General features: G+C 60.4%; 24 protein-coding genes and 1 tRNA gene. 8 read left to right on the forward strand and 17 right to left on the reverse strand.

Annotation, left to right across the window (positions count from 1 at the left end; all coding sequences use genetic code 11):
• The first annotated feature begins 144 nt into the window (after positions 1–144).
• Positions 145–1,014 carry a branched-chain amino acid aminotransferase gene (locus THALAR_RS15570; RefSeq protein ID WP_021102554.1) on the forward strand — a complete coding sequence of 290 codons (870 nt, stop codon included), beginning with the start codon at positions 145–147 and terminating at the stop codon, positions 1,012–1,014.
• On the opposite strand, the gene THALAR_RS15575 is transcribed toward THALAR_RS15570, so the two are convergent.
• The 4 genes from THALAR_RS15575 to THALAR_RS15590 form a co-directional block, all read right to left on the reverse strand.
• Positions 1,011–1,199 carry a hypothetical protein gene (locus THALAR_RS15575; RefSeq protein WP_021102555.1) on the reverse strand — a complete coding sequence of 63 codons (189 nt, stop codon included), beginning with the start codon at positions 1,197–1,199 and terminating at the stop codon, positions 1,011–1,013. The genes THALAR_RS15570 and THALAR_RS15575 overlap by 4 nt on opposite strands.
• Before the next feature lie 97 nt (positions 1,200–1,296).
• Complete coding sequence (locus THALAR_RS15580; protein WP_021102556.1) at positions 1,297–2,235, reverse strand: DMT family transporter; 939 nt, start codon at positions 2,233–2,235, stop codon at positions 1,297–1,299.
• A 10-nt stretch (positions 2,236–2,245) separates the two neighbouring features.
• Positions 2,246–3,229, reverse strand: a complete 984-nt coding sequence (locus tag THALAR_RS15585) for a phosphatase domain-containing protein (RefSeq protein ID WP_021102557.1) — start codon at positions 3,227–3,229, stop codon at positions 2,246–2,248.
• A gap of 16 nt (positions 3,230–3,245) precedes the next feature.
• A complete protein-coding gene (locus tag THALAR_RS15590; protein WP_021102558.1) occupies positions 3,246–4,397 on the reverse strand; it encodes a HupE/UreJ family protein in 1,152 nt (383 codons plus the stop codon).
• Here THALAR_RS15590 and THALAR_RS15595 point away from each other — a divergent pair.
• Positions 4,396–5,202 carry a DUF4198 domain-containing protein gene (locus THALAR_RS15595; protein ID WP_021102559.1) on the forward strand — a complete coding sequence of 269 codons (807 nt, stop codon included), beginning with the start codon at positions 4,396–4,398 and terminating at the stop codon, positions 5,200–5,202. The genes THALAR_RS15590 and THALAR_RS15595 overlap by 2 nt on opposite strands.
• Before the next feature lie 235 nt (positions 5,203–5,437).
• Positions 5,438–5,779: a DUF2794 domain-containing protein gene (locus THALAR_RS15600; RefSeq protein WP_040819372.1), complete on the forward strand. Its 342-nt coding sequence runs from the start codon at positions 5,438–5,440 to the stop codon at positions 5,777–5,779.
• Here the strand turns inward: THALAR_RS15600 and THALAR_RS15605 are convergent.
• The 3 genes from THALAR_RS15605 to THALAR_RS15615 form a co-directional block, all read right to left on the reverse strand.
• Complete coding sequence (locus THALAR_RS15605; protein WP_021102561.1) at positions 5,776–6,603, reverse strand: C40 family peptidase; 828 nt, start codon at positions 6,601–6,603, stop codon at positions 5,776–5,778. The genes THALAR_RS15600 and THALAR_RS15605 overlap by 4 nt on opposite strands.
• Positions 6,600–7,997 carry a leucyl aminopeptidase family protein gene (locus THALAR_RS15610; RefSeq protein WP_021102562.1) on the reverse strand — a complete coding sequence of 466 codons (1,398 nt, stop codon included), beginning with the start codon at positions 7,995–7,997 and terminating at the stop codon, positions 6,600–6,602. Before THALAR_RS15610 ends, THALAR_RS15605 begins: the two co-directional genes overlap by 4 nt.
• Positions 7,998–8,076: 79 nt before the next feature.
• Positions 8,077–8,457: a hypothetical protein gene (locus THALAR_RS15615; protein ID WP_021102563.1), complete on the reverse strand. Its 381-nt coding sequence runs from the start codon at positions 8,455–8,457 to the stop codon at positions 8,077–8,079.
• Between the two features lie 144 nt (positions 8,458–8,601).
• On the opposite strand from THALAR_RS15615, the gene THALAR_RS15620 reads away from it, so the two are divergent.
• The 3 genes from THALAR_RS15620 to THALAR_RS15630 are packed head-to-tail and all read left to right on the forward strand — an operon-like array spanning position 8,602 to position 10,567.
• Positions 8,602–9,249 carry a carbonic anhydrase gene (locus THALAR_RS15620; RefSeq protein ID WP_021102564.1) on the forward strand — a complete coding sequence of 216 codons (648 nt, stop codon included), beginning with the start codon at positions 8,602–8,604 and terminating at the stop codon, positions 9,247–9,249.
• A 25-nt stretch (positions 9,250–9,274) separates the two neighbouring features.
• On the forward strand, positions 9,275–10,252 hold the full coding sequence (locus THALAR_RS15625) for a sodium-dependent bicarbonate transport family permease (RefSeq protein ID WP_021102565.1): 978 nt from the start codon (positions 9,275–9,277) through the stop codon (positions 10,250–10,252).
• Positions 10,253–10,255: 3 nt separating this feature from the next.
• Positions 10,256–10,567 (forward strand): P-II family nitrogen regulator, encoded by a 312-nt coding sequence (locus tag THALAR_RS15630; protein WP_021102566.1) that lies wholly within the window; start codon positions 10,256–10,258, stop codon positions 10,565–10,567.
• Between the two features lies 1 nt (position 10,568).
• On the opposite strand, the gene THALAR_RS15635 is transcribed toward THALAR_RS15630, so the two are convergent.
• Positions 10,569–12,218, reverse strand: a complete 1,650-nt coding sequence (locus THALAR_RS15635; RefSeq protein WP_021102567.1) for a DUF4139 domain-containing protein — start codon at positions 12,216–12,218, stop codon at positions 10,569–10,571.
• A gap of 66 nt (positions 12,219–12,284) precedes the next feature.
• Positions 12,285–13,307, reverse strand: coding sequence for an aspartate-semialdehyde dehydrogenase (locus THALAR_RS15640; RefSeq protein WP_040819013.1), 1,023 nt, complete (start codon positions 13,305–13,307; stop codon positions 12,285–12,287).
• A gap of 176 nt (positions 13,308–13,483) precedes the next feature.
• On the opposite strand from THALAR_RS15640, the gene THALAR_RS15645 reads away from it, so the two are divergent.
• Complete coding sequence (locus THALAR_RS15645; protein WP_245622452.1) at positions 13,484–15,343, forward strand: ABC transporter ATP-binding protein; 1,860 nt, start codon at positions 13,484–13,486, stop codon at positions 15,341–15,343.
• Here THALAR_RS15645 and THALAR_RS15650 read toward each other — a convergent pair.
• The 6 genes from THALAR_RS15650 to THALAR_RS15675 all read right to left on the reverse strand — a co-directional run bounded on the left by THALAR_RS15650 (position 15,340) and on the right by THALAR_RS15675 (position 20,347).
• Positions 15,340–16,059, reverse strand: coding sequence for a glycosyltransferase family 25 protein (locus THALAR_RS15650; protein WP_021102570.1), 720 nt, complete (start codon positions 16,057–16,059; stop codon positions 15,340–15,342). The two genes, THALAR_RS15645 and THALAR_RS15650, sit on opposite strands and share 4 nt — an antisense overlap.
• Entirely contained in the window at positions 16,056–17,117 is a 1,062-nt protein-coding gene (locus tag THALAR_RS15655) for a glycosyltransferase family 4 protein (RefSeq protein WP_021102571.1), read from the reverse strand. The genes THALAR_RS15650 and THALAR_RS15655 overlap by 4 nt, the downstream gene beginning before the upstream one ends.
• Positions 17,118–17,162: 45 nt before the next feature.
• A tRNA-Pro gene (locus THALAR_RS15660) sits at positions 17,163–17,239 on the reverse strand.
• 49 nt (positions 17,240–17,288) lie between these two features.
• Positions 17,289–18,236, reverse strand: coding sequence for a DMT family transporter (locus THALAR_RS15665; RefSeq protein ID WP_021102572.1), 948 nt, complete (start codon positions 18,234–18,236; stop codon positions 17,289–17,291).
• A gap of 10 nt (positions 18,237–18,246) precedes the next feature.
• Positions 18,247–19,353 carry a 3-isopropylmalate dehydrogenase gene (gene leuB, locus THALAR_RS15670; RefSeq protein WP_021102573.1) on the reverse strand — a complete coding sequence of 369 codons (1,107 nt, stop codon included), beginning with the start codon at positions 19,351–19,353 and terminating at the stop codon, positions 18,247–18,249.
• Between the two features lie 73 nt (positions 19,354–19,426).
• Positions 19,427–20,347: a LysR family transcriptional regulator gene (locus tag THALAR_RS15675; protein ID WP_021102574.1), complete on the reverse strand. Its 921-nt coding sequence runs from the start codon at positions 20,345–20,347 to the stop codon at positions 19,427–19,429.
• Positions 20,348–20,439: 92 nt separating this feature from the next.
• Here THALAR_RS15675 and THALAR_RS15680 point away from each other — a divergent pair, with 92 nt between their 5' ends.
• The gene (locus tag THALAR_RS15680; RefSeq protein WP_021102575.1) at positions 20,440–21,384 is read left to right on the forward strand and encodes a Rossmann-fold NAD(P)-binding domain-containing protein; all 945 of its coding nucleotides are present in this window, start codon (positions 20,440–20,442) and stop codon (positions 21,382–21,384) included.
• Here THALAR_RS15680 and THALAR_RS18885 read toward each other — a convergent pair.
• A complete protein-coding gene (locus THALAR_RS18885) occupies positions 21,283–22,374 on the reverse strand; it encodes an endonuclease/exonuclease/phosphatase family protein (protein WP_245622477.1) in 1,092 nt (363 codons plus the stop codon). The two genes, THALAR_RS15680 and THALAR_RS18885, sit on opposite strands and share 102 nt — an antisense overlap.
• Positions 22,257–23,186 carry a hypothetical protein gene (locus THALAR_RS15690; protein ID WP_245622454.1) on the reverse strand — a complete coding sequence of 310 codons (930 nt, stop codon included), beginning with the start codon at positions 23,184–23,186 and terminating at the stop codon, positions 22,257–22,259. Before THALAR_RS15690 ends, THALAR_RS18885 begins: the two co-directional genes overlap by 118 nt.
• Positions 23,187–23,223 lie beyond the last annotated feature (37 nt).

Below are 23,223 nucleotides of genomic sequence, written 5' to 3' on the forward strand. Positions count from 1 at the left end.
CTCCCTTGGTTTCTTCCGTTCGGGTCACTTTATGTCAGCCTTGTTGACTTTCCAAGTATCGAATGATAGCGAATCTCCAGTTTAGTGAAATAAAATGTCCGAAACGGGCCTTTCACGCGCAACAAACGGAAAAGGATGAGGGTAATGGCTGGTGGATATGATGATCGTGACGGCGTCATCTGGATGGATGGCAAGCTGGTGGACTGGCGTTCGGCCAACGTCCACATCCTGACCCACGGGCTGCACTACGCCTCTGCGGTGTTCGAGGGCGAGCGTTGCTACAATGGCAAAATCTTCGAGAGCCGCAAGCACTCCGAACGGCTGCGCTATTCCGGCGACCAACTGGACATGCCGATCCCCTACACGGTGGACGAGATCGAAGCCGCAAAATACGCGGTGCTGAAAGCCAACAACCTGACCGACGCCTATGTGCGCGTGGTCTGCTGGCGCGGCGCGGGTGAGGATATGGGCGTAGCATCCGCCAGAAACCCTGTCCGCATGGCCGTCGCCGCTTGGGAATGGGGTGCCTATTACGGCGACGCCAAGATGAAAGGCGCGAAGCTGGACATTTCCAAGTGGAAGCGCCCGTCGCCCGAAACGATCCCCTGCTTCGCCAAGGCATCAGGCCTTTACATGATCTGCACCATGTCCAAGCACGCGGCGGAGGCCAAGGGCTGCTCCGACGCGATGATGTTCGACTACCGCGGCTACGTGGCAGAGGCGACGGGTGCCAACATGTTCTTCGTGAAGGACGGCGAGGTGCATACGCCGAAACCCGACTGCTTCCTGAACGGCATTACGCGCCAGACGGTCGTGGGCATGTTGAAAGACCGCCAGATCACCGTGCATGAGCGTCACATCATGCCGGAGGAGTTGGAAAGTTTCGAGCAGTGCTGGCTGACAGGCACGGCCGCCGAGGTGACGCCCGTGGGGTCCATCGGCGACTACAATTTCGAAGTGGGCGCGATCACCCGCGACATCGCAGAAAGCTACGAGAAACTGGTGCGGGCCTAGGCCTGAATACCACGCTCAATTCTGGAATACTGCTGAGGCCGTCCCGAATCTTTCGGTGCGGCCTTTTTGCGGCGTTGCAGCGCGAGGGTCGCGGAACTGGGCATGCTCTTGATCTCAAACGCAAAAGCCTGCCGCTTTGCGGTGTCGCTGGAGGTTGTTGATGACTTGTCTAGGACATGTTTCATGGCAAAAACTCCTTTGCTGGTCGAAGCACCATATCACATGGTTTGCCCGATTTGGAGTAAGTACAACTTGACCGGTCGGAAATGGCCTACGCCGCCGTCACCCTTGCGGCGTCATGGCCTTGCGGGCCTGTTTGCGTTCATGGCCCAGCTTGTGTTCGCGCCAGATGATCAGGATGCCAGCAGCGATAATCAGGGCGATGCCGCCCAGCATCACCAGCGTCGGCACCTCCGCGAAAACGAAATAGCCGATGCCGATGGCCAGCAGGATCGAGAAATACTCGAACGGTGCGACGACCGATGCGTCGGCATACCGGTAGCTGGAAGTCATGAGGATCTGGCCGATACCACCACAAATGCCCGCGCCGATCAGAGCCGCCGCCTCGGGGCCGGTCGGCCAGACCCATCCGAAGGGCAGCGTAATTAGCGACAGCACCGTTGCGGTGATGGAGAACCAGAACACGATGGCAGACGTCGGCTCCGACATGGTGAGCTTGCGCACGAAAACATGCGCCAGGCCCGCAAGAACTGCCGAGCCGAACGCCAGGATAGCGCCAAGCGCGAGAAAAGGATCAGCGCCAGCGTCGGAGAATGCGGTCAGGCGCGGGGACATGATGATCAGAACGCCGATCATCCCCAAGGCCACTGCAGTCAGGCGGAATGCGCGCACGCGCTCGCCAAGAAACATCGCGGCGAAGATGACCACCAGCACCGGCTGGGCGTATTGGATGGCCTTCACCTCGGACAGTGGCAGCAGCCCAAGCGCAGCGAAGCCCATCGACATGGCCGTGACGCCGATCAAGCCGCGCCAGAAATGGCCCAGCGGGTTGCTCGTTTTCAGGCCGGTCATCAACTCGCCCCGCATGGCGATCCAGCCCAGAATAATCGGCAACGCGCAGATCGAGCGGAAGAACACCGTTTGGCCCGGAGGCACACGTTCCGACGCGATCTTCACCAAGGTTGCCATGGCCATGAAAAACACGACGGCGCCGAGCTTGGAGAAAATCGCCTTGGGAATATTCTGAACCGGCTTATCCATACCGCGCACCCTAGGTCAGGCCGGTCTCGGGTGCCATGCCTTTGAAGTCCGGCGCGTGCAGCAATGGGACGCCGGTGGTTGCAATCCGGTCCATGACAGCTTTCACCTCGGGATCCGGGCCGGGGCCGGGTTCTCGAAGCACAACTGCGTGGATACGGTCACGGTGACGGGTGATAGCATCAAGATAGACCTGCGCGTCGTGCTGTCCGGTGTCGCCCATCAAGATCACCGGCAGGTCGGGGTTCGCGGCAAGAATGGTGTCGATGCTGCCGCCCTTGTGGTCGCCATGGGTGCCGGTGATGAACTGGTTTTCGCTTAGGCCAAGATCACGCAAAAACATCGGTCCACGCACCAGTCCGCCGTGGTGGAAAATGTGTTGCAGGAAGTAGTGGAAATTCCACGGGCTGGAGCTGACGTAGAAAACCGGATTGCGCCCGTCCTGCGACAGCCGCTCCATCAGCGCGACGGCATCCGGAAACACGTGCCGCGTCAGAGCGTTGCCGGTGAGCGAAGTCCACAGGTTTTTCCACAGCACGTAGGCTCCGGTCTGGATCATCGTGTCGTCGATGTCGGAGATCACCAGAAATCGAGCGTCCCCGCGCGGCACCAGTGCGGGGCAAATGGCGATATCCTCGAAACCTTCGATGATTACTTCGATGTCATGCCAGCCCGCAGTTGCGGGGCGTGGCAGGTGGAGGGTGAAATACCCCTCCTCGTCGCTTTTGGTTGTGACGTCGCCTGAACGAACCTCCACCGCCTTGACCTCGTCAGTCAGGAAAAGGGACAGCATCTGCCGCATGTTCGTTAGCAGCCGCTGCCCCTTGGCGGGCTTGTTTCGCGCGATCTTCGACAAGACACGACCGCGCACCACCAAGCCATCCGGCGTCGCATAGCCGATATAGGGGTCGATCACGCGTCCCTTGCCCGTTCGCCCGAAGACCCTGTCGAAGAGATGCTCTGCTTTCAGCGCGACGCGGTGAATAAGCCTTTTCATGACGTCGAACGCGACCCTACAGGAAAACCCGCTCTATCGCCCAGTAAGCGCCAACAATCGCGATGAAGACGGACGCAGGGATTGCGATACGGGCGCGATACCATGGCTTCTTGCCAAACCAGTAGCCGACCGCCAGATAGGCCAGCGCAATAACGGTGAGCTGGCCCACCTCGACACCCACGTTGAACCCGATCAAGCCCGCGACGAAACGGCCGGGCGCAAGGCCGAATTCGTCCAGCACGGAGGCAAAGCCTAAACCATGTAGCAGCCCGAATGCGAAAATGACGATGGGCCGCCACCATGTTATGCGGCTGGTGAAGATGTTTTCGACCGCAACGTAAACGATGGACAGCGCGATAAGCGGCTCCACGATAGCGGGGTTCACCGACACATAGCCGAGGCTGGCCAGCGCCAGTGTCACCGTATGCGCGACCGTGAAGACTGTGACCTGCACAATCAACGGGCGCAGGTGAAGCGACAGAAAGAACAGTCCAAGGACAAACAGGATGTGGTCCAGACCCTTGGGGATGATGTGGTCGAAGCCCACCCCGATATAGCGCACGAAAACGGACATGGCGCTTTCACTGGCCGCGCCTGCACGCGGCAGTGGCTCGCTGAGTGCGCCGCCTTCCAGATACCCCGCATAGGCGTCTTCACCACCTTCGGCCTGACGAATGATGATCGGTCCATTCGCCGCCTGCCATCCAGCCCGTATGTCGCTGCCGTCAGCGGGAAGGGCGCCGGACAGGGTGACGGTCGTATCGCGGGGCAACTCCAGATTGGGCTGTTCGGCCACGCTGACGTCCATCAGGTCGAGCGACACGGGAGTGTCACCCGCGAAAACTGTAAGACTGTCGGCGATATCGGGCCATGTTTCCCGAAGCCGCGTTGCCAGCTCCGCAGGTGGCAGCGCCCGCAGCGCGTCATATTGCTCGGCTTCCGGTGACTCGTTGGTGTCTTGCAGGCCTTCGAGGTCGATGCCTGCGACCAGCGGCTCGGCGGTCAGGCGGATGGTCATTTCGATCCGGTCGTCCGAAAGGGCGACGTCGGCGATGGCTGGCCTAATCTCGTGGGCGGATGTGGCCGACGCCATTGTGAACATCGCCAGCATTGACAATACCGCCACTTGCCCCAGCATGGTTAGCAGGTTTCTCAAAGGATTTTTCATGTCGCCCTTCCGCATTCTTGTTTCCGCCGCCTTGGTGTCGTGGGCCGCCGCTGGCCACACGCACGAGTTCTGGATTTCGCCCGAGGCCTACGTGACCCAGAACGGTGGCAAGGTTCAAGCGCAACTTCGGGTGGGGGAGGAGTTTGGCGGTGCCTCATATTCTTTTAATCCCAAGCGCTTCGGACGGTTCGATTTGGTGGCGCACAGCCAAGTGACCCCTGTTACAGGGCGGCTGGGGGACAGCCCGGCCCTGAACATGGCCGCACCTGACAGTGGACTACTAACTATCGTGCACGAGACCGGAGACAACCTGCTGACCTATACCAGTCTCGAAAAGTTCGCGAAGTTCGCGAAACACAAGGATTTCGAGTGGGCCGTCGAGGATCATGTCGAGCGCGGGCTGCCGACCGACCGGTTTATGGAGCGCTACCGTCGCTACGCAAAGAGCCTTGTCGCAGTGGGCGACGGTCAAGGGGCAGACAGCGAAGTGGGGCTGAGAACTGAAATCGTGGCGCTGGCCAACCCCTATACGGACGCGCTAACGGAATTTCCGGTGAAGGTCTTGCTGGACGGCGCCCCCCGCGCCGACGCGCAGGTCGAGCTGTTCGAGAAGACCCCCGACGGCGAAGTTGCCATAACCCTCTATCGCACCGACGCAAAAGGCATCGCCACATTTCCGGTCAAGGCAGGCCATGAATATCTGGTCGACGCGGTGGAGCTATTGCCCCTGAACGAAGGCGACCCCGCCAAGTTTCCGGTTTGGCTGTCGCTGTGGGCATCCTTGACCTTCAAGATGCCTGAATAGAAAAAGCCCCGATCTGACCATCAGACCGAGGCTCTTGTCTATGTAGCACCCGATGCGGCGATCTGGGTGGGGGCTGATCACACCGCACCGGGCTTGAGCTTACACTCGCTACAGGTCGATGTTTCACCTGCAACTGAGGCGGTATCGCGGACGAAGAATGATATTGCTTGGGTTATCGCGCGGCATTTTGAAGGCAGAGCTTGATTTGAGGGCGAAGCCGCCCCACCATATCATCATGAACCAAAACGCACCGATCCCGTTCCGCCCCGGTCCGGCCGAAAAGGTCGCCTTTCAGCGTCGGGAATTGGGAGACATCCTCACGTTGTATGGCCGCATGGTCGCCGCAGGTGAATGGCGGGATTACGGCATCTCGATGCTCAAGGACGTGGCCGTGTTTTCGATCTTCAGGCGCGCGGCGGAACATCCCATTTACCGGATCGAAAAGCGCCCCAAGCTTGCCACCAAGCAGCAGACCTACGCGGTCATCGGCATGGACGGACGGATCTTGAAGCGGGGCGCGGACCTGAAGCAGGTGTTGCGGGTGTTGGAAAAGAAACTGATCCGCGCAGTCGATTAGGGCCGTTTGACAGACGTGACCGGCCCGCCACCCGCAGACTCGATGCGTTTGATTGCATCCGACAACCCCTCGTAGGCGACCGCCATGTGGTGGGCATTTGCGTGCAGGATGGCATCCTCGCCCGACACCAATGCGACATGACCCTTCCAGAACACCAGATCGCCACGTTGCGCGTCAGCGACATCCACTAGGGTTCCGATATCGGCTTCCTGCATGTCGCTGTCACGGGGGCAGTCCATGCCACAGCTACGCCAGGCGATCTGAACCAGTCCGGAGCAATCAATACCGTGCCGCGTGCTGCCGCCCCAAAGATATGGCGTTCCCAGATACAGATCAGCGACCGCTACCGGATCATTCATCCGCTGCCCGAGCGGCAACAGGTGCGCCGTCGGCACGTAGCCGCCATTGGACAGGCGTGACCATGTGCCTTCCTCCTCCATCACCTGAACCTCGGACCCGAGGTAGAGCGCGCCTTGGTTCATCAGCTTCATGTTGGGGCCGGGATAGATGTGGGTGCACGGCATCGACACCCAATGGCTGGCGTCATGCGGGCGGTCGAGCAGGTCTTCCTGCACATAGCCGCAATACCCGTCATGCACCGCCTGCCCGAAGGCAAAGCCGTTGCGCCGCTCCAGTACGTTGAACAGATCGCCATAGATCAGCTGCGCGGTGCGACGCCCCTCCGGACGGCCCATGATATCTGCGAAGGCCGAGCCGCATTGCGCAATTTCGCCGTCGGTGTAGCGGGGGGCATCCACCTCGCCGCGCAGGTAGCTAGCGGCGACGCGGCCATTGGCCGGAGTGATACGTGTGTCATGGCTCACAGGTCGAGCACCTTGGGCAAGGCCGCCAGAATGGCACGGGCGCCCATACCCACGCCGCCCTTAGGGCGTGCGTGTGCGGGGGAAGGTTGCCAGCCATAGATGTCGAAATGCGCAAATCTGGAGGTGTCGGTGACGAAACGCCTCAGAAACAACGCGGCGGTGATCGTTCCCGCAAAGCCGCCTTTGGGGGCGTTGTCCAGATCGGCAATGCCCGGCTCGATCATAGTCTCATAGGGGTCGTGAAATGGCAGCTCCCAAACAGGATCGCGAGCTTGCCGCGCGCCATTGCGCAGGGCATCGGCCAACGGCGTGTCATCCGTGAAGAAGGGCGCGATATCAGGCCCGACCGCCACGCGCGCCGCGCCGGTCAGCGTGGCCATGCAGATCATCAGATCGGGCGGGGTTTCGTCGGCAAGCGCCAGCGCGTCGGCCAAAACCAAGCGGCCTTCCGCGTCGGTGTTATTGATTTCGACCGTGAGCCCCTTGCGCGAGGTCAGAATGTCCTGCGGTCGGTAGGCAGAGCCGTCGATCGAGTTCTCCACCGCCGGGATCAGGACCCGCAAACGCAGCTTGAGACCAGTCGCCATGATCATATGCGCCAGTCCCAGCACCGTCGCAGCACCGCCCATGTCTTTCTTCATAAGCCCCATGGACCCCGCAGGCTTGATATTCAGCCCGCCGGTATCAAAGCACACGCCTTTGCCAACCAAGGTCAGCGTCGGGCCTTCAGAGCCCCACGTCATATCAATCAGACGCGGTGGTGTGGCAGAAGCGCGGCCGACGGTGTGGATCATCGGAAAGTTCTGATCCAGCAAAGCGTCGCCCGTGATCATTTTAACCTGCGCGCCATGTGCCTTTGCCAACTCGGTCGCCGCATCTTCCAGTTTATCCGGCCCCATGTCCGACGCGGGCGTGTTGATCAGGTCGCGAGTCAGCGCCTCTCCGGCGGCGATGGCTTCCAGCTTGTCCTTATCCACGCCTTCAGGGCACACCAACCTCGCCTCATGTGGCGGCTGGGCGCGATATATCTCGAATGCGTATTGCGACAGAAGCCACGCCAGGGCGTGTTCTTCGGCGTCCTCGATGTCGTGCGAGCTTGCGAGCTTGTAATTTCCCTTAGGCAGCTTGGAAGCCACAGTCGCCATCACGAACCGTTCACGGGCGCGGGTCTTGTTATCACCGAGACCGGCGAGCGCCATGGCGACCTCGCCACCTTCACCCGGAATGGTGCAGACTGCGCCAGACGCCGCCTTGAAACCGTGACGGTCAACCCATGTCCGCACTGTTTGTGGCTGGTCTTTCGACCAAGCGTCCAGCTGGTCCGCTGAAAGCGCGAAAAGCTCGACCGCGTCGGCCTTGGGGTCGGCAAATTTCAGCCGTGTGTGGTTCAACATTCTGCCCGCCTTGATTTTGCGTCGCCAGCCTACTGCCTGCGGCGCGATCTGCAAGACCGGGTGCGCTCAAATCAGGGCTCTAGCCCGGTAAGTTCTGCATATCCCACACTGCGGTAAGCGAGCGGTCCGCGATGCGCCTGAGCCTGTTTAGCGTTGCGGCGAGCGGAATGCCCTCCCGAAGCAGGGCGCAGGTCATGACGTCGTCAGCCACGCGGGCGAAGCTGGTCATGCCGATATGTTGCGACGTTCTGACAAGCGCGGCTGCGCGGCTGCTGAGGAGGTCCATGTTCTGCGCCAGATAAGCGTCTTCGACATCCACCATCCCCCGCGCCAACTCGTCCATCGCCGTCGTGATCAGTGCCTCGGCCTGACCCTCCCCGAAGGAGACGCACAGTTCGACCAACCGGTCCGGGTCAACCCGCACCACTTCGCGCATTTCAAGTTTTACGATCTCTTGCATATAGCACCCCTAATCCTGTGCCCCTCACAGCACCGGGTGACCATCGACGGGGAAGCTGAACAAACTCTTTCGCGCTTGCGTAGATTTCGCTCGAATTTCACGTCAATTCGACCTAGTTATCCCCAAAACATACCGGAGGGCCCCATGCACCGCGCGAAACCGCTGCCGCAGTACCTGATCAAACGCTTTCAAGGTTGGAAGGCGACGACCTACGCCGAGAATGAGCCTTGGTATCGCCACCTCGCCGCCGACGGGCAGTACCCGCGTGCGATGGTGATTTCGTGCTGCGACAGCCGCGTGCATGTCACCTCCATTTTCGGGGCAGAACAAGGCGAGTTTTTCATCCATCGCAACATCGCCAACCTTGTGCCGCCCTACAACCCTGACGGCGAGTATCACGGCACCTCGGCGGCCATCGAGTATGCCGTAAGAGCTCTGAGAGTTTCGCATATTATCGTGCTGGGCCATTCCAATTGCGGCGGCGTCAACGGCTGTCATGACATGTGTTCGGGCAATGCTCCCGAGTTGGAAGAAAAAACCAGCTTCATCGGGCGCTGGATGGATATTCTGCGCCCCGGTTACGAGCGCGTGAAAGATATTGAAGACGAGGCGGAGCGTCGCAGCGCACTTGAGAAAGAGGCGATCCTGATCTCGCTGGAAAACCTTGCCGACTTTCCGTTCATCGCAAATGAGATGGAGCAAGGCATGCTGAGCCTGCACGGTCTTTGGACCGACACTGGCGAAGGTGCGCTTGAACACTACGTCGCAGGGACGGGGTTCGTCCCGGTTTAGACCCTAACTCGCCGGAGGACCCCAAATGGGCGACGTGCTATCACTGGCAGCCGAGAACCTGCTGTCCCCCCTGATCCTGTTCTTCGTTCTGGGCGTTCTCGCCGCATTCGCGCGATCCGACCTCACTATCCCGGAGGCCGCCGCGAAGGCGCTTTCCATCTATTTGCTGTTTGCCATCGGCTTCAAGGGCGGCGCATCCGTCGCCGCGCATGGTGTGGATTCCGGCCTGATCCTTTCACTGCTGGCCGGCGGCGTCCTGTCCGCCGCGATCCCGTTTGTGGCCTTCGCGCTGTTGCGCGTGATGACACAACTCAGCACCACCGACGCCGCTGCTGTTGCGGGGCATTACGGCTCAATTTCCATCGTTACCTTCGTGGCATGTTCCAGCGCACTGACAGGGCGCGGACTGGACCCCGAGGGTTATATGGTCGCCGTCGCCGCCGTCATGGAGGCGCCCGCGATCCTGTCCGCACTGTGGCTGGTGTCACGCAAGGCAGGCGGCAGCCAGATGGACGGAGAGCTGTGGCGGGAAATCTTGCTGAACGGCTCCATCGTGTTGCTGATCGGCAGCTTCGCCATCGGGGCGATTACAGGGCAGGACGGTCTGGACAAGATTGCCAGCTTCATCGTGTCGCCGTTTCAGGGTGTTCTGTGTCTATTCCTGCTGGATATGGGCCTTGTCGCGGGTCGCGGGCTGCGGGACAGCGGCAAGTATCTGACGCCGGGTGTGTTCGTGTTCGGCATGCTGATGCCGGTCATAGGCAGCTGTTTCGGGCTGGCCGCCGGTTTGGTGCTGGGTCTGTCCATAGGCGGCACAGCGCTGTTCATGACGCTATGCGCCTCGGCCAGCTACATCGCGGTGCCCGCGGCGATGCGCGTGGCGCTGCCGGAGGCCAACCCCTCGATCTACCTGACACTATCCTTGGGGATCACCTTTCCCTTCAACCTGACCCTTGGCATCCCCGCCTATATCGCGATTGCCAGCCAAGTAACCGGAGGATGACCCATGAAAACCCATGACGCCAAACGCGTAGTGATCACAATCGAGGCCGTGATGGAAGGCCGCCTTACCGACGCGTTGCAAACGGCGGACGTGACGGGCTACTCCATCCTTCCTGTCCTTGGCGGCTCAGGCCGATCAGGACCATGGAGCCGCGAGGGGCAGGTCAGCCGCGCAGGCGGCATGGTGCAGGTGATCTGTATCGTTCACCCCGACAAGCTGGACAAGCTGCTCGAAGCGGCGTTTGCCGTGGTCGAGCGGTATATCGGCATCGTTACTGTGACCGACTGTCAGGTGCTGCGGGCGGAGCGGTTCTAGGCTACGGCTGCCAGAACAACTCCTGCCCCTCCGGCCAATCCATATCCACATTGACGCGCACGGTTGTTTTCTCGCCGGGGCCGACTTCTAGGTTCCAGACGGACACGCCGCGTTTTTGCTCGAAGTCACGCTCGTCCGGCGACGGGCGGGCGGTGACGGAGATGCTGAGGTCCTCCTGCTCTGCATAGGGCAGCGCGAAGATGGTCTGGACCTGCTCTGACGTGGCCAGAAGGTTCTCCACCGAGAACTCCATCTGCTGCACGCGGGTGCTGCTGGAAGTCAGGAAACCACGGTCGCCCGTGTCGTTGTCCAACAGCTTGTAGTCGAGGCGCAGGCCTTCGAGGGTGCCGAACGACACTTCCGCCTTGTCGCCTGCGGGGACCAGCGGCAGGGCGCTGCGCCCGACGAAAACGCCATCGCGGGATACCGACATCTGACCGGGCAGGAAGGGTTCCTGCGTGGAGTTGGTGAATTCTGCCATCAGGAACGCGGTTTTGTCGAAGCGAGGTGCTGCGCGGTTGAACTCGCGGGCGTCGAAGGTGAAATCGTCCAAAGCAAGGATCAACTCGCCACCGCCAGTGGCGAGACTGACTGGCTCGGGATATTCATAGGTGACAGACAGGCCATCTATAACGGCTTGGGCGCGAGGGGCAACGAGGACCGGTTCTGGTGCGCCCTCATCGGCACGGGCCAGATCGAGGCTGTACTCCGCTTGCGGTGCAGACCTCCTAACGGAGCCAAGGCCTGCCTTGCCCTTCGCCTGAATATAGGCCTGCGACGGGTATGGCTCCGTCGGATCGACCTGCGCAAACGGGTTGGCGGTGGACAGGATCAGATCGACGTCCGACCACAACTCCCCCGTGGATTGCTGCATGACCACCTTGCGTTCCATTGCAACGCTTGCGTCGTCACCTCGGGTCAGGTCGAGATCGTAGTCCGCCCGCCAGCCAGCGCTGTAGTTCAGGGTGTTTAGGGTCAATTCGACTGGGCCAGCAGCGGTGGTTTCGACCGATAGAGCCAACATCGTCACATTGCCGCTGGGTGGCGACAGGCGGCGCAAGTCCTGCTCGGCCTGTGCAAGCACCTTTTTCGCCCCGTCGCGCGCCCTCTCGTCATCGCGCAGGGCGACGGAGGCGGCGTATTGTGCCTGCCATGACTTTTCCAATTCATCGGCAATCATGTCGCTGGCCGCACGCATCGCCTCGACATCAACACCGGTAAGCGACGCCCCCGTGAGCGTCCGCAGATAGGCGTTCTTGCTGTTCTGCGCCTCTACGGCTGCCTGCCCGCGCACCACGACATCTTCCAGCTCCTGCAATCTGTCTTTGGCGGCTTCGACCCGCTCCAACGCAGCGGTCTGGGCGGGGGAGTAGGCGGCTTCGGGATCGCTCAGGTAGCCGTTCAACACCTCCATCGCCCCGATCACCACGCCATCGGGTGCAGTCACACGCGGGGGGCCGTCGTTCTGGTTGCCCGTATAGGGAATCAGGATGCGGTGTTGGCCTTGCGGCAACTCCGCCGCAATCACGCGGGTCACAGTGGCGCCTTGCGGATAGACGGTGACGGAGGAGACGGGAGCCACCACCTGAAAGTCCTCAGCGTAAGCGGCTGAGGACAAAAGGGCGGCGGAAATGGCAAGGGGGCGGAGCATAGCAAAAGGGCCTCAAATCAACTGATCTGAGGCCCAATGTTTCGTGTCGTGGAAGGCTTTGCAAGCCTAGCCTTTTTTCAGCACCCGCTGGCCCAGCGTTTCAGCGATTTGCACTGCATTCAGGGCAGCGCCCTTGCGCAGGTTGTCGCTGACGCACCACAAATTCAGGCCGTTATCAATCGTGCTGTCCTGACGAATACGCGAAATGAAGGTCGCGAAATCGCCGACACATTCGATTGGAGTGACGTAGCCGCCGTCCTCGCGCTTGTCGATGACCATGACACCCGGGGCCTCGCGCAGGATGTCGCGGGCCTCGTCCTCGTCCAGGTGGTCCTCGAACTCGATGTTGATCGCCTCGGAATGGCCGACGAATACCGGCACCCGCACGCAGGTCGCGGTGACCTTGATGTCCTTGTCGATGATCTTCTTGGTCTCGACGACCATTTTCCATTCTTCCTTGGTGGAACCGTCTTCCATGAACACGTCGATATGCGGGATCACGTTAAACGCAATCTGCTTGGTGAACTTGTTGAATTCTTTGTTGTCTACCGGATTGTAGATCGACTTGGTCTGGTCCCACAGCTCGTCGATACCGTCCTTGCCCGCGCCGGACACCGACTGGTAGGTGGACACCACGACGCGCTTGATGCGGGCGCGGTCATGCAGGGGCTTCAACGCCACAACCATCTGCGCGGTGGAGCAGTTGGGGTTGGCGATGATGTTCTTCTTGGAATAGTCCAACACGGCTTCGGGGTTCACTTCGGGAACCACCAGCGGCACGTCGGGGTCGTAGCGGTAGAGCGACGAGTTGTCGATCACCACGCAGCCAGCCTTGGCGGCCAGCGGCGCGTATTTCTTCGTAGCCTCGGAGCCGACCGCGAACAAAGCCATGTCCCAGCCGGTGAAATCGAAGGTGTCCAGATCCTTGGTCTTCAGGGTTTTGTCGCCGAAGGAAACTTCGGTGCCGATAGAACGGCGGGAGGCGAGAACCTCGATTGCATCCACTGGAAACTGGCGTTCATCCAGAATGTTCAGCATCTCGCGGCCCACATTGCCTGTGGCGCCTACGACGACGATTTTGTAACCCATGATCCTTTTGATCCTTCTATGAGTCTTGGTTTCGGACGGGGCCTGATACTCTGTTGAGGCCCAAGGGGAAAGGGTCATGTTGCCCCAGCCTTGCCGCACCGCGCAAAACTGCGTTACACAGTGCGTTAACGTAGTCACGTGCGAGCCATTTCTTGAACACTCCCGCAGACCCTAATTTGGCCCAGTCGACCGAGACGGGGGGGAAGTTGTTTGCCCGCCTGTGGCGCGGCTATCTGCGCAAGCATTGGTTTCTTCTCGTCGTGGCCTTCCTGTTCATGGTGATCGAAGGCGGCACCTTGGGCGCGCTCAGCTACATGTTGCAGCCGATGTTCGACCTCGTCTTCGTCGAGGGCCGCGAAAGCGCGATTTGGTGGGTGGGTCTTGGCATCTTCGCGCTGTTCGTGATCCGCGGGATCACCGGCATTATTCACAAGAGCATCCTGACCGGCGTATCTTTCCGCGCCTCGACCGAGGTGCAGTTAGACCTGCTGCGCCACACGCTGACGCTGGACAACGCGTTTCATTCCCGCACCTCCCCCGGCTCGATGATCGAGCGGGTTCAGGGCGACGTTACCGCAATTCAGAGCCTGTGGAACATGATCCTTGTCAGCGCCGGCCGCGACCTGATTGCGCTGGTCTCGCTGCTGGCCGTTGCCTTGTCGATCGACTGGAAATGGACCTTGGTCGCCATCATCGGCGCCCCGATGCTGGTGGTTCCCAGCTTGCTGGTGCAGCGCTATGTGCGCCGCAAATCCAACTACCTGCGCGACATTGCTGGCAAACGCACGACACGGCTGGACGAGGTGTTCCACGGCATTACCCCTATCAAGCTGAACCGGATGGAAGTCTATCAAGCCGACAACTTCTCCGACCTTTCGGACACTTGGGTCAGGTCCACGATCAAAACCACAGTGGGGCAGGCAACGGTGCCCGCCTTGGTGGACTTTGCCGTGGGCTTCGGCTTCTTTTGCGTGCTGCTTTACGGCGGCCCGCAGATCATCGCGGGCGAGAAGACCATCGGCGAGTTCATGAGCTTCTTCACCGCGATGTCGCTGGCCTTCCAGCCCATGCGCCGCTTGGGCGGGGTTCTGGGTTACTGGGAAATGATGATCGCCAGCCTTAGCCGCATCTTTGGTTTGTTTGATGCCAAGCCCGCGGTGATCGACCGCGTGAGGCAAGACGTCACGCTGGACGGCTCTTCGATCACATTCGAAGACGTGGCGCTGTCCTACGGCGACAAAGCTGTGCTGAATGGCCTGAGTTTCAGCGCGAATTCGGGGACGACCACGGCGCTTGTCGGTTCCTCCGGCGCGGGGAAAAGTACAGTGTTCAACGTGCTGACACGTCTGGTCGATCCCGCATCGGGCAAGATCACCATTGGCGGCGTGGACGTCAAAGACATGCCGCTGCCGCAGTTGCGCAGCCTGTTTTCGGTCGTGTCCCAAGACGCCCTGCTATTCGACGAAACCCTGCGCGAAAACATTCTGCTGGGCCGTGACGATGTGGAAGACGCCCATCTGAAACAGGTGCTGGACGACGCCCATGTCAGCGACTTCCTGAAAGACCTGCCGGACGGGTTGGACACCGCCGTCGGCCCGCGCGGCAGCAACCTGTCAGGCGGCCAACGCCAGCGCGTCGCCATCGCGCGGGCGCTTTTGCGTGACACGCCGATTTTGCTGCTGGATGAGGCCACCAGCGCCTTGGACGCGGAATCCGAAAAAGTCGTTCAGAAAGCGTTGGAGCGGCTGTCCAAGGGCCGCACGACTCTGGTGATCGCCCACCGGCTTTCCACCGTGCGGGATGCGGATCAGATTTTGGTTCTGGATCACGGCGAATTGGCCGAAAGCGGCACTCATGATGACCTGATCGGCAAAGGCGGCATCTATGCCCGCCTGCATGATCTGCAATTCCAGACTGGCACCAAACCTTTTACCGGGGACGTGCCGATCCCGAGACAAAAAGGCCGCCTGCCGCGCCGCGATGTGAATCCTGTGCGTGCCTTCCTGAATCGTGTGTTTGATGGCGGCGCGGACTAGCCGCGTTGGGCCGAAAGCGTCCCTATCTTCCGACGATAGATAAACCGCTGGACCTCTGCCCTTAGCTTCTGGACGAAACTACGCTTGCTCTGGATCGTCGTCGGGCTGGGCACATCTGTAACTCCAGACGGCACGACACAATGAGGTCGAATTCCGGTTTCCCAGAACATCTGCAAATACACGTCCACAGGGCGATCCATGGCTGTGCTGGTCTTTAGCAGCGCCGTGGCGGCCTCAAGACTTACCAATTGCGCGGAGGCGCGCAGCGGGACGGTTTGAGGACGGATCACCGCCACCGTGCCGGATTGCTCGACCACCTGAAACGGCGCTTTGACCTCACGCACCTGAAACTGGATGTAGGCGGCTTTTCCGACGCAAGCCTCTGCCAGCTTCAAAGCATCTGCAAATACGGGTCCGTCAATCAAGACGTCATCTTCAAATATCAGCGCCGAGGGCAAGCTATGCTCGACCATATGCCGCCACACGCTACGATGGCTTTCAAAACAGCCGATTTCACCCATGGACAGGGGGAAGGGATAGGCCGGCTGGAAAAGCGGTTGATCGGCAATCAAAGCGTCCCGGGCGGCGGGGTCCATCGCAGCGCCGTCACAGGCGGGCCAGATGCGGGCCGGATAGGGGGATAGGTCCATCATCGCTTCGACATCCGGACGGCGCTCAGACGCACGTTCAAGATGGATGATGAAGGTCTGTGTCATCGGTGTGCCGCCTCGCTCCACAGCTGCTGGTAAACCGAGATGATCCCGTCAACCTCGGTCTGAATGCCGTAGCTGTTTCGTGCGACTTCTACGGCGCGGCGCGACATGGCGTCAAGCTGTCCATCCCCGGTGAGAAGGCTCTGTATCCGGGCTGCGGCACCTTCCACATCACCAAGCGGCACGACCTGCCCTGCCTCACCCTGCATAGAAAAAGCGCGGAAGTAGCCCGTATCGGTGGCAACAAACGGGACGCCGGACGCCATCGCTTCCAGCGGGGTCATGCCATACCCCTCGTAGCGCGGCAACGGCACCAATAAGCTGAGGCCACGCAGGAGGGCAGGCAGCTTTTCAGGCTCTATTTCACCGCAAAACAGGATTCTTTCCGCCAATCCCGCCCCAGCGACCCGTGTTTTGAGTTCAGACAGAAACGCCTCATGGGAACCGCCAGCGCGACCGATTACAAGCGCCGTGGTAGCCGGGTGGTTGGGCAGCACACGGATCATGGCGTCCACAAATTGATCGGTGCCCTTCTCGGGTCTGATCCGCCCAACGGTCGCAATACCGCGTTTGCCCGGAAATCCTGTTGCCGCCCATGCGGCGGCGCGATCATCGGCGGGGTGAAACCTGTCGGTATCCACACCATGAGGAACAACGGCGCGGACATGCGGCACGTAGTCGGCGGCGGCATCCGTGGTGGCGATCACCGCATCCATGCGCGAGATCAGCCAGCGCGGAAAGGCCGAGTGCCGGCGCTGCGCGGCAGAGGTGAACACAATGCGGATCGGCAAGCGAAGAACGTCACGCGCCCAGATCGCCGCCCGCATCTCCGGATTGCGGCGCACGTGCCAGATCGCAAACGGGTAGCCCTGCGGTGCGGTGCGCGACATGGCGCGAGCGGTCTTCAGGTCAATCGGGTCGGGACAATCCGGCAAGGGATAGCCCACCAGCCGCAAGTCCATCTCTTTGGCTTGCGCCTTTACCACGCCAGCAGCCGTTGCCGAAACACCGGTAAAGTTCTTGTTGAAGTTGGTGACGAAAAGCGGCGGCGTCTGGGTCATGTGTTTTGACTACGTGAGGAACGCCAGACGCGCAAACTTTATGGCTGGTCGGGCTGAGAGGATTCGAACCTCCGACCCCCTGCTCCCGAAGCAGGTGCGCTACCAGGCTGCGCCACAGCCCGACCGTGGCAGGTCAATTACGCCCAACCGGATACCTTTGCAAGACCGCTATTACTTCAGGTTTCGCGGCCAAAGCGAAAAGCTGACGCGTGGCGACGTGCCCACATCGGGGCGCGACCGTGTGCGCAAAACGGGCGTTCCAGAGGTGCTGAGGCGGCTTTCGCGGAACACGATATACATACCGCTGGCGATGATGATCCCCGAGCCGGCAAGCGTGCCCCAGTCCGGAAACTCGTTGAAGAACAAAGCCCCGTATAGGGTCGCCCACAGTATCTGGCTGTATTGCATAGGCGCGACGATCACGGCCTCGCCTGAGTTGTAAGCGCCGATCAGGAAGCGTCCGGCAGTCCATGCAAAAACTGCGACGATGGCGATCAGGCCCAGATCTTCGATGGGCATTGGCACGTAAACGGTCGGCAGGAGTGCGCCCATAACCAGAAAATTTGCCATCATCGGGTAGAGCATGATGACGACCGTGCGCTCCTCCCGCCCGATCTTGCGCACAATCACCGAGGCGAAGGCCCCGCCAACTGCACAGGCCAGCGCCGCGAGATGGCCAAGGCCCAGATCCGTTTGACCCGGGCGAAGCACGACAAGCACGCCACACAAACCTACCAGCACAGCGATCCAGCGGCGTAGTCTAACTTCTTCCCCCAGTATCGGGATGGCGAGGATGGTTATCAGCAATGGCGAGGCGAAAATGATTGCGTAGACCTGCGCCAGAGGCAGCACGGAAAACGCATAGAATGCCGAGACGCCCGTGATAACGGCGGCGACGGTTCGCGCGATCATCCAGTACGGGTGGCGCGGGATCAACGTTCCTTCGGTCTGGTCACGCAGCAACCAGAGCGTCGCCAGCGGGAAGCTGAGAATAACCGAGAAAAACACGATCTGGATTGGCGAATACGTTCCGCCCAGAACCTTGATCACAATGTCATGGGTCGAGAAAATCCCGAACGCGGCAAGTGCCAGTAGCGCGCCTTTTGCGTTCGGGGTCATCTGCGATCTCCTACAGGCTGTCGTCCAAAGCGGCCAGAATGACGTCGCCCATTTCAGTGGTGGAAACCGGCGTTCCGCCTTCCGGGCCCATCAGGTCAGCAGTACGGACGCCGTCCGCCAGCACCTTCTCAACCGCCTTTTCAAGACGGGTTGCTTCGTCGCCTTGGTCAAAGGAATAGCGCAGCGCCATTGCGAAGCTCAGGATGCAGGCAATGGGGTTTGCCTTGCCTTGTCCGGTAATGTCAGGCGCAGAGCCATGGACCGGCTCGTATAGCGCCTTGGGGCGGCCGTTCTCAGCAGGCGCACCCAGCGAGGCGGAGGGCAGCATACCAAGCGAGCCGGTGAGCATCGCGGCGCAATCGGACAGCACGTCGCCGAACAGGTTGTCGGTGACGATCACGTCGAACTGCTTGGGCGCACGGACCAGCTGCATCGCGCCGTTGTCGGCATACATATGCGACAGCTCCACATCCGGATATTCCGCCTCGTGGATTTCGGTCACCACATCGCGCCACAGGATACCGGATTCCATGACGTTGGCCTTCTCCATGGAGCAGACCTTGTTGTTGCGCTTGCGGGCAAGCTCGAACGCCGACCGCGCGACGCGGGCGATCTCGGACTCGGTATAGCGTTGGGTGTTGATGCCCACGCGCTCGTTGCCTTCCTTGTGGATGCCGCGCGGCTCCCCGAAATAAACGCCCGAGGTCAGCTCGCGCACGATCATGATGTCGAGGCCGGACACCACCTCTTTTTTCAGTGACGAGAAGTCGGCCAGAGCGTCGAAGCACTGCGCGGGACGCAGGTTGGAGAACAGGTCCATCTCCTTGCGCAGGCGCAGCAAACCGCGTTCCGGCTTCACCGAGAAATCCAGATCGTCGTATTTCGGGCCACCGACCGCACCCAGCAGAACGGCATCCACTTCCAACGCGCGGGCCATGGTTTCGTCCGCCAAGGGAACACCGTGCTTGTCATAGGCCGCGCCGCCGACCAAATCCGTCTCGACGTCGAATTTCAGATCCCGCTTTTCGCCAAACCAGTCGATGATGCGCGTCACCTGCGCCATGACTTCGGGGCCGATGCCGTCGCCCGGCAGAATCAGGATGGATGGGTTGGACATGGGTTACGCTCCGTCAAAAAAGGGGTCCAGAGCGGGGTATCGCGCGCGGCTTATGGGGTCAAGGTTGCAACGGTCAGTGCATGATCGGGATTGAGCTGTCCTGCGACAAGGACGGCGCCAGCCCCTCCTCCAACCCCTTCCACACGGCTGCCACACGGGGGGTATGCCGCAGCGCCTCGTGAGTTGTAAGCCATATCTCCAGACCGGGGACGGGAAAATCCGGCAGGACGGATTCGACTTCGGGGAACCTGTCAGTCAGAGTGCAGGCCATTATCCCGATGCCGGCGCCCGCCCGGATCATCTCGCAATGGATGTTCTGCGCGTCGCAGCGAAAGGCAAAGTCATCGCGCGACAACTGCCAGCCCAGCTTGGCCGCGCCGCGAATGAACCGCTCCGAACGGTCATAGCCCAAAAGGTCATGGCTCATTAACTCATTGATGCTGGACGGTCTGCCGCGTCGTTCCAGATAACTCCGCGCCGCGAAGAAGCCCAGTTTCATGACACCGATCTTCTTTGTGATAACCTCCAGCTGCGTTGGCCGATACATGCGCACGGCGATGTCTGCCTCCCGAAACAAAAGGTTCTCGCTGAGGTCGGTCGGGTTCAGTTCAATGTGGATGTCGGGGTGCTGCATTCGCAACTGAGCCAGCACAGGGGGCAATGAATACATCGCCGTGAACTCGCTGGCAGTGATGCGGACGGTGCCACTGAGGGAATTGTCATGCCCCGCCGCAACGGTCGCCAAGCCGGAGGCCGCGTTTGCCATCGCGGTGGCGTGCGGCAGTAAGGCTTCCCCCTCGGCTGTCAGGCTCAGGCCTTTGGGTTGGCGGAAGAACAGCGCGATGCCAAGTTGCTCCTCCATCGCCTTTACTTGGCGACCCAAGGTTGGCTGGCTGACACCAAGCGCGCGGGCGGCACCGGACAGAGATCCCTCAGCCGAGACCGCCAGAAAGGCCTGTATCAGGGTCCAGTCGAGTCTGTTGATACGCTCCATTCAATAATGAATAGCAGACATCCGAATTTAGACAATTCCATTTCATTTATGAATGCGTGACCTTAAGGAAACTCAGTTCAGGAGGCTGCCTCGTGACCAAATCTGTTCTTATCCTCGGATCAAATGGCCGTTTTGGCCGCAACGCCGCCTTGGCCTTTTCTTGGGCGAACTGGGAGGTCACCCGCTTTGACCGCGCCACCGACACGCTGCCGGACGCCGCGTGGGGGGCGGATGTGATCGTAAACGCGTGGAACCCTGCATATCCGGATTGGGCGCGGCAGGTGCCGGAGCTGACCCGTAAGGTGATCGACACGGCGAAGGACACTGGTGCGACCGTTTTGATACCCGGAAATCTCTATAATTATGGCGCGGGCATGCCGTCGGAACTGCGGGAGACCACCCCGCACCAGCCGACCGGCCCGCTTGGACAGATCCGTGTGGATATGGAGCGTGCTTACCGTGAAGCAGGGGTGCGGACGATCATCTTGCGGGCGGGCGACTACATCGACACCACCGCCAGCGGGAACTGGTATGACAAAATCATTACCGCGAAGCTGGACAAGGGCATCGTGACTTATCCCGGCGATCTCGATATCCCGCACGCATGGGCGTTTCTGCATGACGTGGCAGACGCCGCAGTGATGCTGTGCAAGCAGGCACAGGACTTGCCAAAGTTCTTCGAGGTGAACTTCCCCGGCTATACCCTGACCGCGCGGGAATTGCACCATGAACTGGAAAAGGCCACAGAACGCCCAATGAGCTTACGTCAGATGTCATGGTGGCCGATGCACCTCGCCAAACCGTTCTGGCCTTTGGCGAAGCCTCTTTTGCAAATGAGCTACCTCTGGAACACGCCGCATAGCGTCGTGTCCGAGCGCTTCTCAGAGCTGCTGCCAGATTTCGAGCCGACACCCTTACTCGAGGCCATCTCGGCGTCACTCCCAGACGATATCAACCCAAACCGGATAATGCCGCGTGCCATCGGCGGCTTGCGGCGCCCGTTCCACACCTGCTGCCCGCACGCCAAGGCGATGTGAGGGCAGGATATAGTCCACGCGAAGGGCTAGATTCCTGTCGGGCCAATCTGCGGTGACCGAGTTGCCGTCGCTCATCGGCTTTGGGTCCTGAAGCGCCGTATGGCCCAGCAGCTGATTAATCGCCCGTTTGTGCCCGTCTCCGCCCGACGGGTCGTTGTTGAGCGTCCCTAGCAAGACAAAGCGCTGATCTGCGAGATGGTGTGTGTTGATATAGCGGCTCCAAAACCTCAACTCGGCCGCGTTTCGTAAGCCATTCCGGTCTTCGGGACCGTCGAAAGCAGGTGGCGATGCGTCAGCGGTCAGGAGCCTCAACAGGCCCTTCGGGGTCCGTATCGCCACATCCCAAGCCGCGACTGAATGCAGCGGCATTCTAGCGAGCAGGGCGTCGGGAAAGTAGTTGCCAGCAGGCAAAGCGGCCGCGTCTTCGTCACGCCACTGGACACCGCTCAGATCATAGACGTCGTTTTCCACGATCTCGAATCGCGACAACACTACAATCCCGCCCTGACCTGCGAAGCGGCCATAGCCGAGCATATCGCGAGGCTCCCCCAGCTTTCCGTTTCGGTCCAGATCAAACCCACTGTCGATGCCGGTATTCGGGCGCGATGTGAAGGCATGAGGCATCTCGTGGCCAAGCGCAGCCAGACGAGCCTGAATTAGACCCAACACTATATGGTCGTGGTCATAATCCACGTTTTGCAGCACTGCGATATCAGGACTCAACGCCGCCAAGCGCTTCAAATCAGCGTCGGGCTCCTCGCCCATCAGATCACGCACCAGCAATCCCGGCCCGTCGCGGGACAGGCCGGTGTTGAACGTCATGACACGGTAGGTTTCAGCCGTCGCAGGCAGCGCCGCGACAAGCAGGTAGATCAGGCTGGCAACAAGCCAGCGGCCACAGCCCGCGCGCCACGCATCCGCTTTTCGTCGATCATATCGGCGATGCGGTTCATGGCAATGCCGCGCATGAACAGGCTGGCGGGAAGGAATGCCCATATAGCGATCATCCAAACCAGGGTTTGAGGCGAGTCCATCATCGAGGCATTGAACAACCCCGAGGCAGAGCGCGCCACGGCTGGTGCCAAGAATGGCAGGAAAAATCCTAACGCAATGTTAAAGCGAGCGTCCCGATTCAGGCGGGTGACGACGTCGCCACCCATTGTCGGGTCGAATGTCGGCAGATTGGTCCAGAAGTTAAACGCCTGCGTGCGGTTCGGCCAGCCCAGCACACGAAGTACGATCAGGAAGATCGCCAGCGTCAGTAGGGACACAAGATAGCTTAGCCCCACGGCGGCGCGCATCAGCTTCATGTGCTCCACGTTGGTCTGGTCAGGAACCAGCAGCATGATCAGGCGAACGGGGCTGTAAGGGAAGTCGATGACGTAGCCTACAAGATGGCCCACCGCCTGAACGAAACGCGTCAGCGTCGTCGGCTCATAGAGGCCACGGAAAATAATGGAGAGCAGGAAAACCGTCACAAAAAGCGACAGGAAGCGCACGCGGTTGAAGGGGGGCGCGTTGCGGAATTCGATCAGGCAGGGATAGGTGGAGCCATATTCGATGAGCGTCACCAACCCGGCAAAAAGCCCGATCAGAACGACCATTTGTGTCGTGTCTTGCGTCACACCCGGAAGCAAAAGGGATGGCGTGCAGATCAAAAGCACGACAAACATTGCCCGGGCGACCGCGCCTGTCAGGCGTGATACCACGTCGATAAACCCCTCAATCCGAGCGGGCCCGATGCTTTGCCGAACCCTGTCCCAGAAGGATGATCCTTTGGCTTCTGCCGAAAGGTGCCTCATTTTCGCCTCAGTTTTGCCCAGATTCATAATCTCCTTC

Source organism: Litoreibacter arenae DSM 19593, assembly GCF_000442275.2.
GTDB lineage: Bacteria > Pseudomonadota > Alphaproteobacteria > Rhodobacterales > Rhodobacteraceae > Litoreibacter > Litoreibacter arenae.

Excerpts from the sequence above, each read along its gene's own strand:
- THALAR_RS15640 (WP_040819013.1), bottom strand. The coding sequence starts at position 13,307 with ATGGGTTACAAAATCGTCGTCGTAGGCGCCACAGGCAATGTGGGCCGC.
- THALAR_RS15595 (WP_021102559.1), top strand. The coding sequence starts at position 4,396 with ATGTCGCCCTTCCGCATTCTTGTTTCCGCCGCCTTGGTGTCGTGGGCC.
- THALAR_RS15625 (WP_021102565.1), top strand. The coding sequence starts at position 9,275 with ATGGGCGACGTGCTATCACTGGCAGCCGAGAACCTGCTGTCCCCCCTG.
- THALAR_RS15585 (WP_021102557.1), bottom strand. The coding sequence starts at position 3,229 with ATGAAAAGGCTTATTCACCGCGTCGCGCTGAAAGCAGAGCATCTCTTC.
- THALAR_RS15630 (WP_021102566.1), top strand. The coding sequence starts at position 10,256 with ATGAAAACCCATGACGCCAAACGCGTAGTGATCACAATCGAGGCCGTG.
- THALAR_RS15570 (WP_021102554.1), top strand. The coding sequence starts at position 145 with ATGGCTGGTGGATATGATGATCGTGACGGCGTCATCTGGATGGATGGC.
- THALAR_RS15665 (WP_021102572.1), bottom strand. The coding sequence starts at position 18,236 with ATGACCCCGAACGCAAAAGGCGCGCTACTGGCACTTGCCGCGTTCGGG.
- THALAR_RS15580 (WP_021102556.1), bottom strand. The coding sequence starts at position 2,235 with ATGGATAAGCCGGTTCAGAATATTCCCAAGGCGATTTTCTCCAAGCTC.
- THALAR_RS15600 (WP_040819372.1), top strand. The coding sequence starts at position 5,438 with ATGAACCAAAACGCACCGATCCCGTTCCGCCCCGGTCCGGCCGAAAAG.
- THALAR_RS15620 (WP_021102564.1), top strand. The coding sequence starts at position 8,602 with ATGCACCGCGCGAAACCGCTGCCGCAGTACCTGATCAAACGCTTTCAA.
- leuB (WP_021102573.1), bottom strand. The coding sequence starts at position 19,353 with ATGTCCAACCCATCCATCCTGATTCTGCCGGGCGACGGCATCGGCCCC.
- THALAR_RS15575 (WP_021102555.1), bottom strand. The coding sequence starts at position 1,199 with ATGAAACATGTCCTAGACAAGTCATCAACAACCTCCAGCGACACCGCA.
- THALAR_RS15610 (WP_021102562.1), bottom strand. The coding sequence starts at position 7,997 with ATGTTGAACCACACACGGCTGAAATTTGCCGACCCCAAGGCCGACGCG.
- THALAR_RS15590 (WP_021102558.1), bottom strand. The coding sequence starts at position 4,397 with ATGAAAAATCCTTTGAGAAACCTGCTAACCATGCTGGGGCAAGTGGCG.
- THALAR_RS15675 (WP_021102574.1), bottom strand. The coding sequence starts at position 20,347 with ATGGAGCGTATCAACAGACTCGACTGGACCCTGATACAGGCCTTTCTG.
- THALAR_RS15615 (WP_021102563.1), bottom strand. The coding sequence starts at position 8,457 with ATGCAAGAGATCGTAAAACTTGAAATGCGCGAAGTGGTGCGGGTTGAC.
- THALAR_RS15655 (WP_021102571.1), bottom strand. The coding sequence starts at position 17,117 with ATGACCCAGACGCCGCCGCTTTTCGTCACCAACTTCAACAAGAACTTT.
- THALAR_RS15690 (WP_245622454.1), bottom strand. The coding sequence starts at position 23,186 with ATGAGGCACCTTTCGGCAGAAGCCAAAGGATCATCCTTCTGGGACAGG.
- THALAR_RS15635 (WP_021102567.1), bottom strand. The coding sequence starts at position 12,218 with ATGCTCCGCCCCCTTGCCATTTCCGCCGCCCTTTTGTCCTCAGCCGCT.
- THALAR_RS15650 (WP_021102570.1), bottom strand. The coding sequence starts at position 16,059 with ATGACACAGACCTTCATCATCCATCTTGAACGTGCGTCTGAGCGCCGT.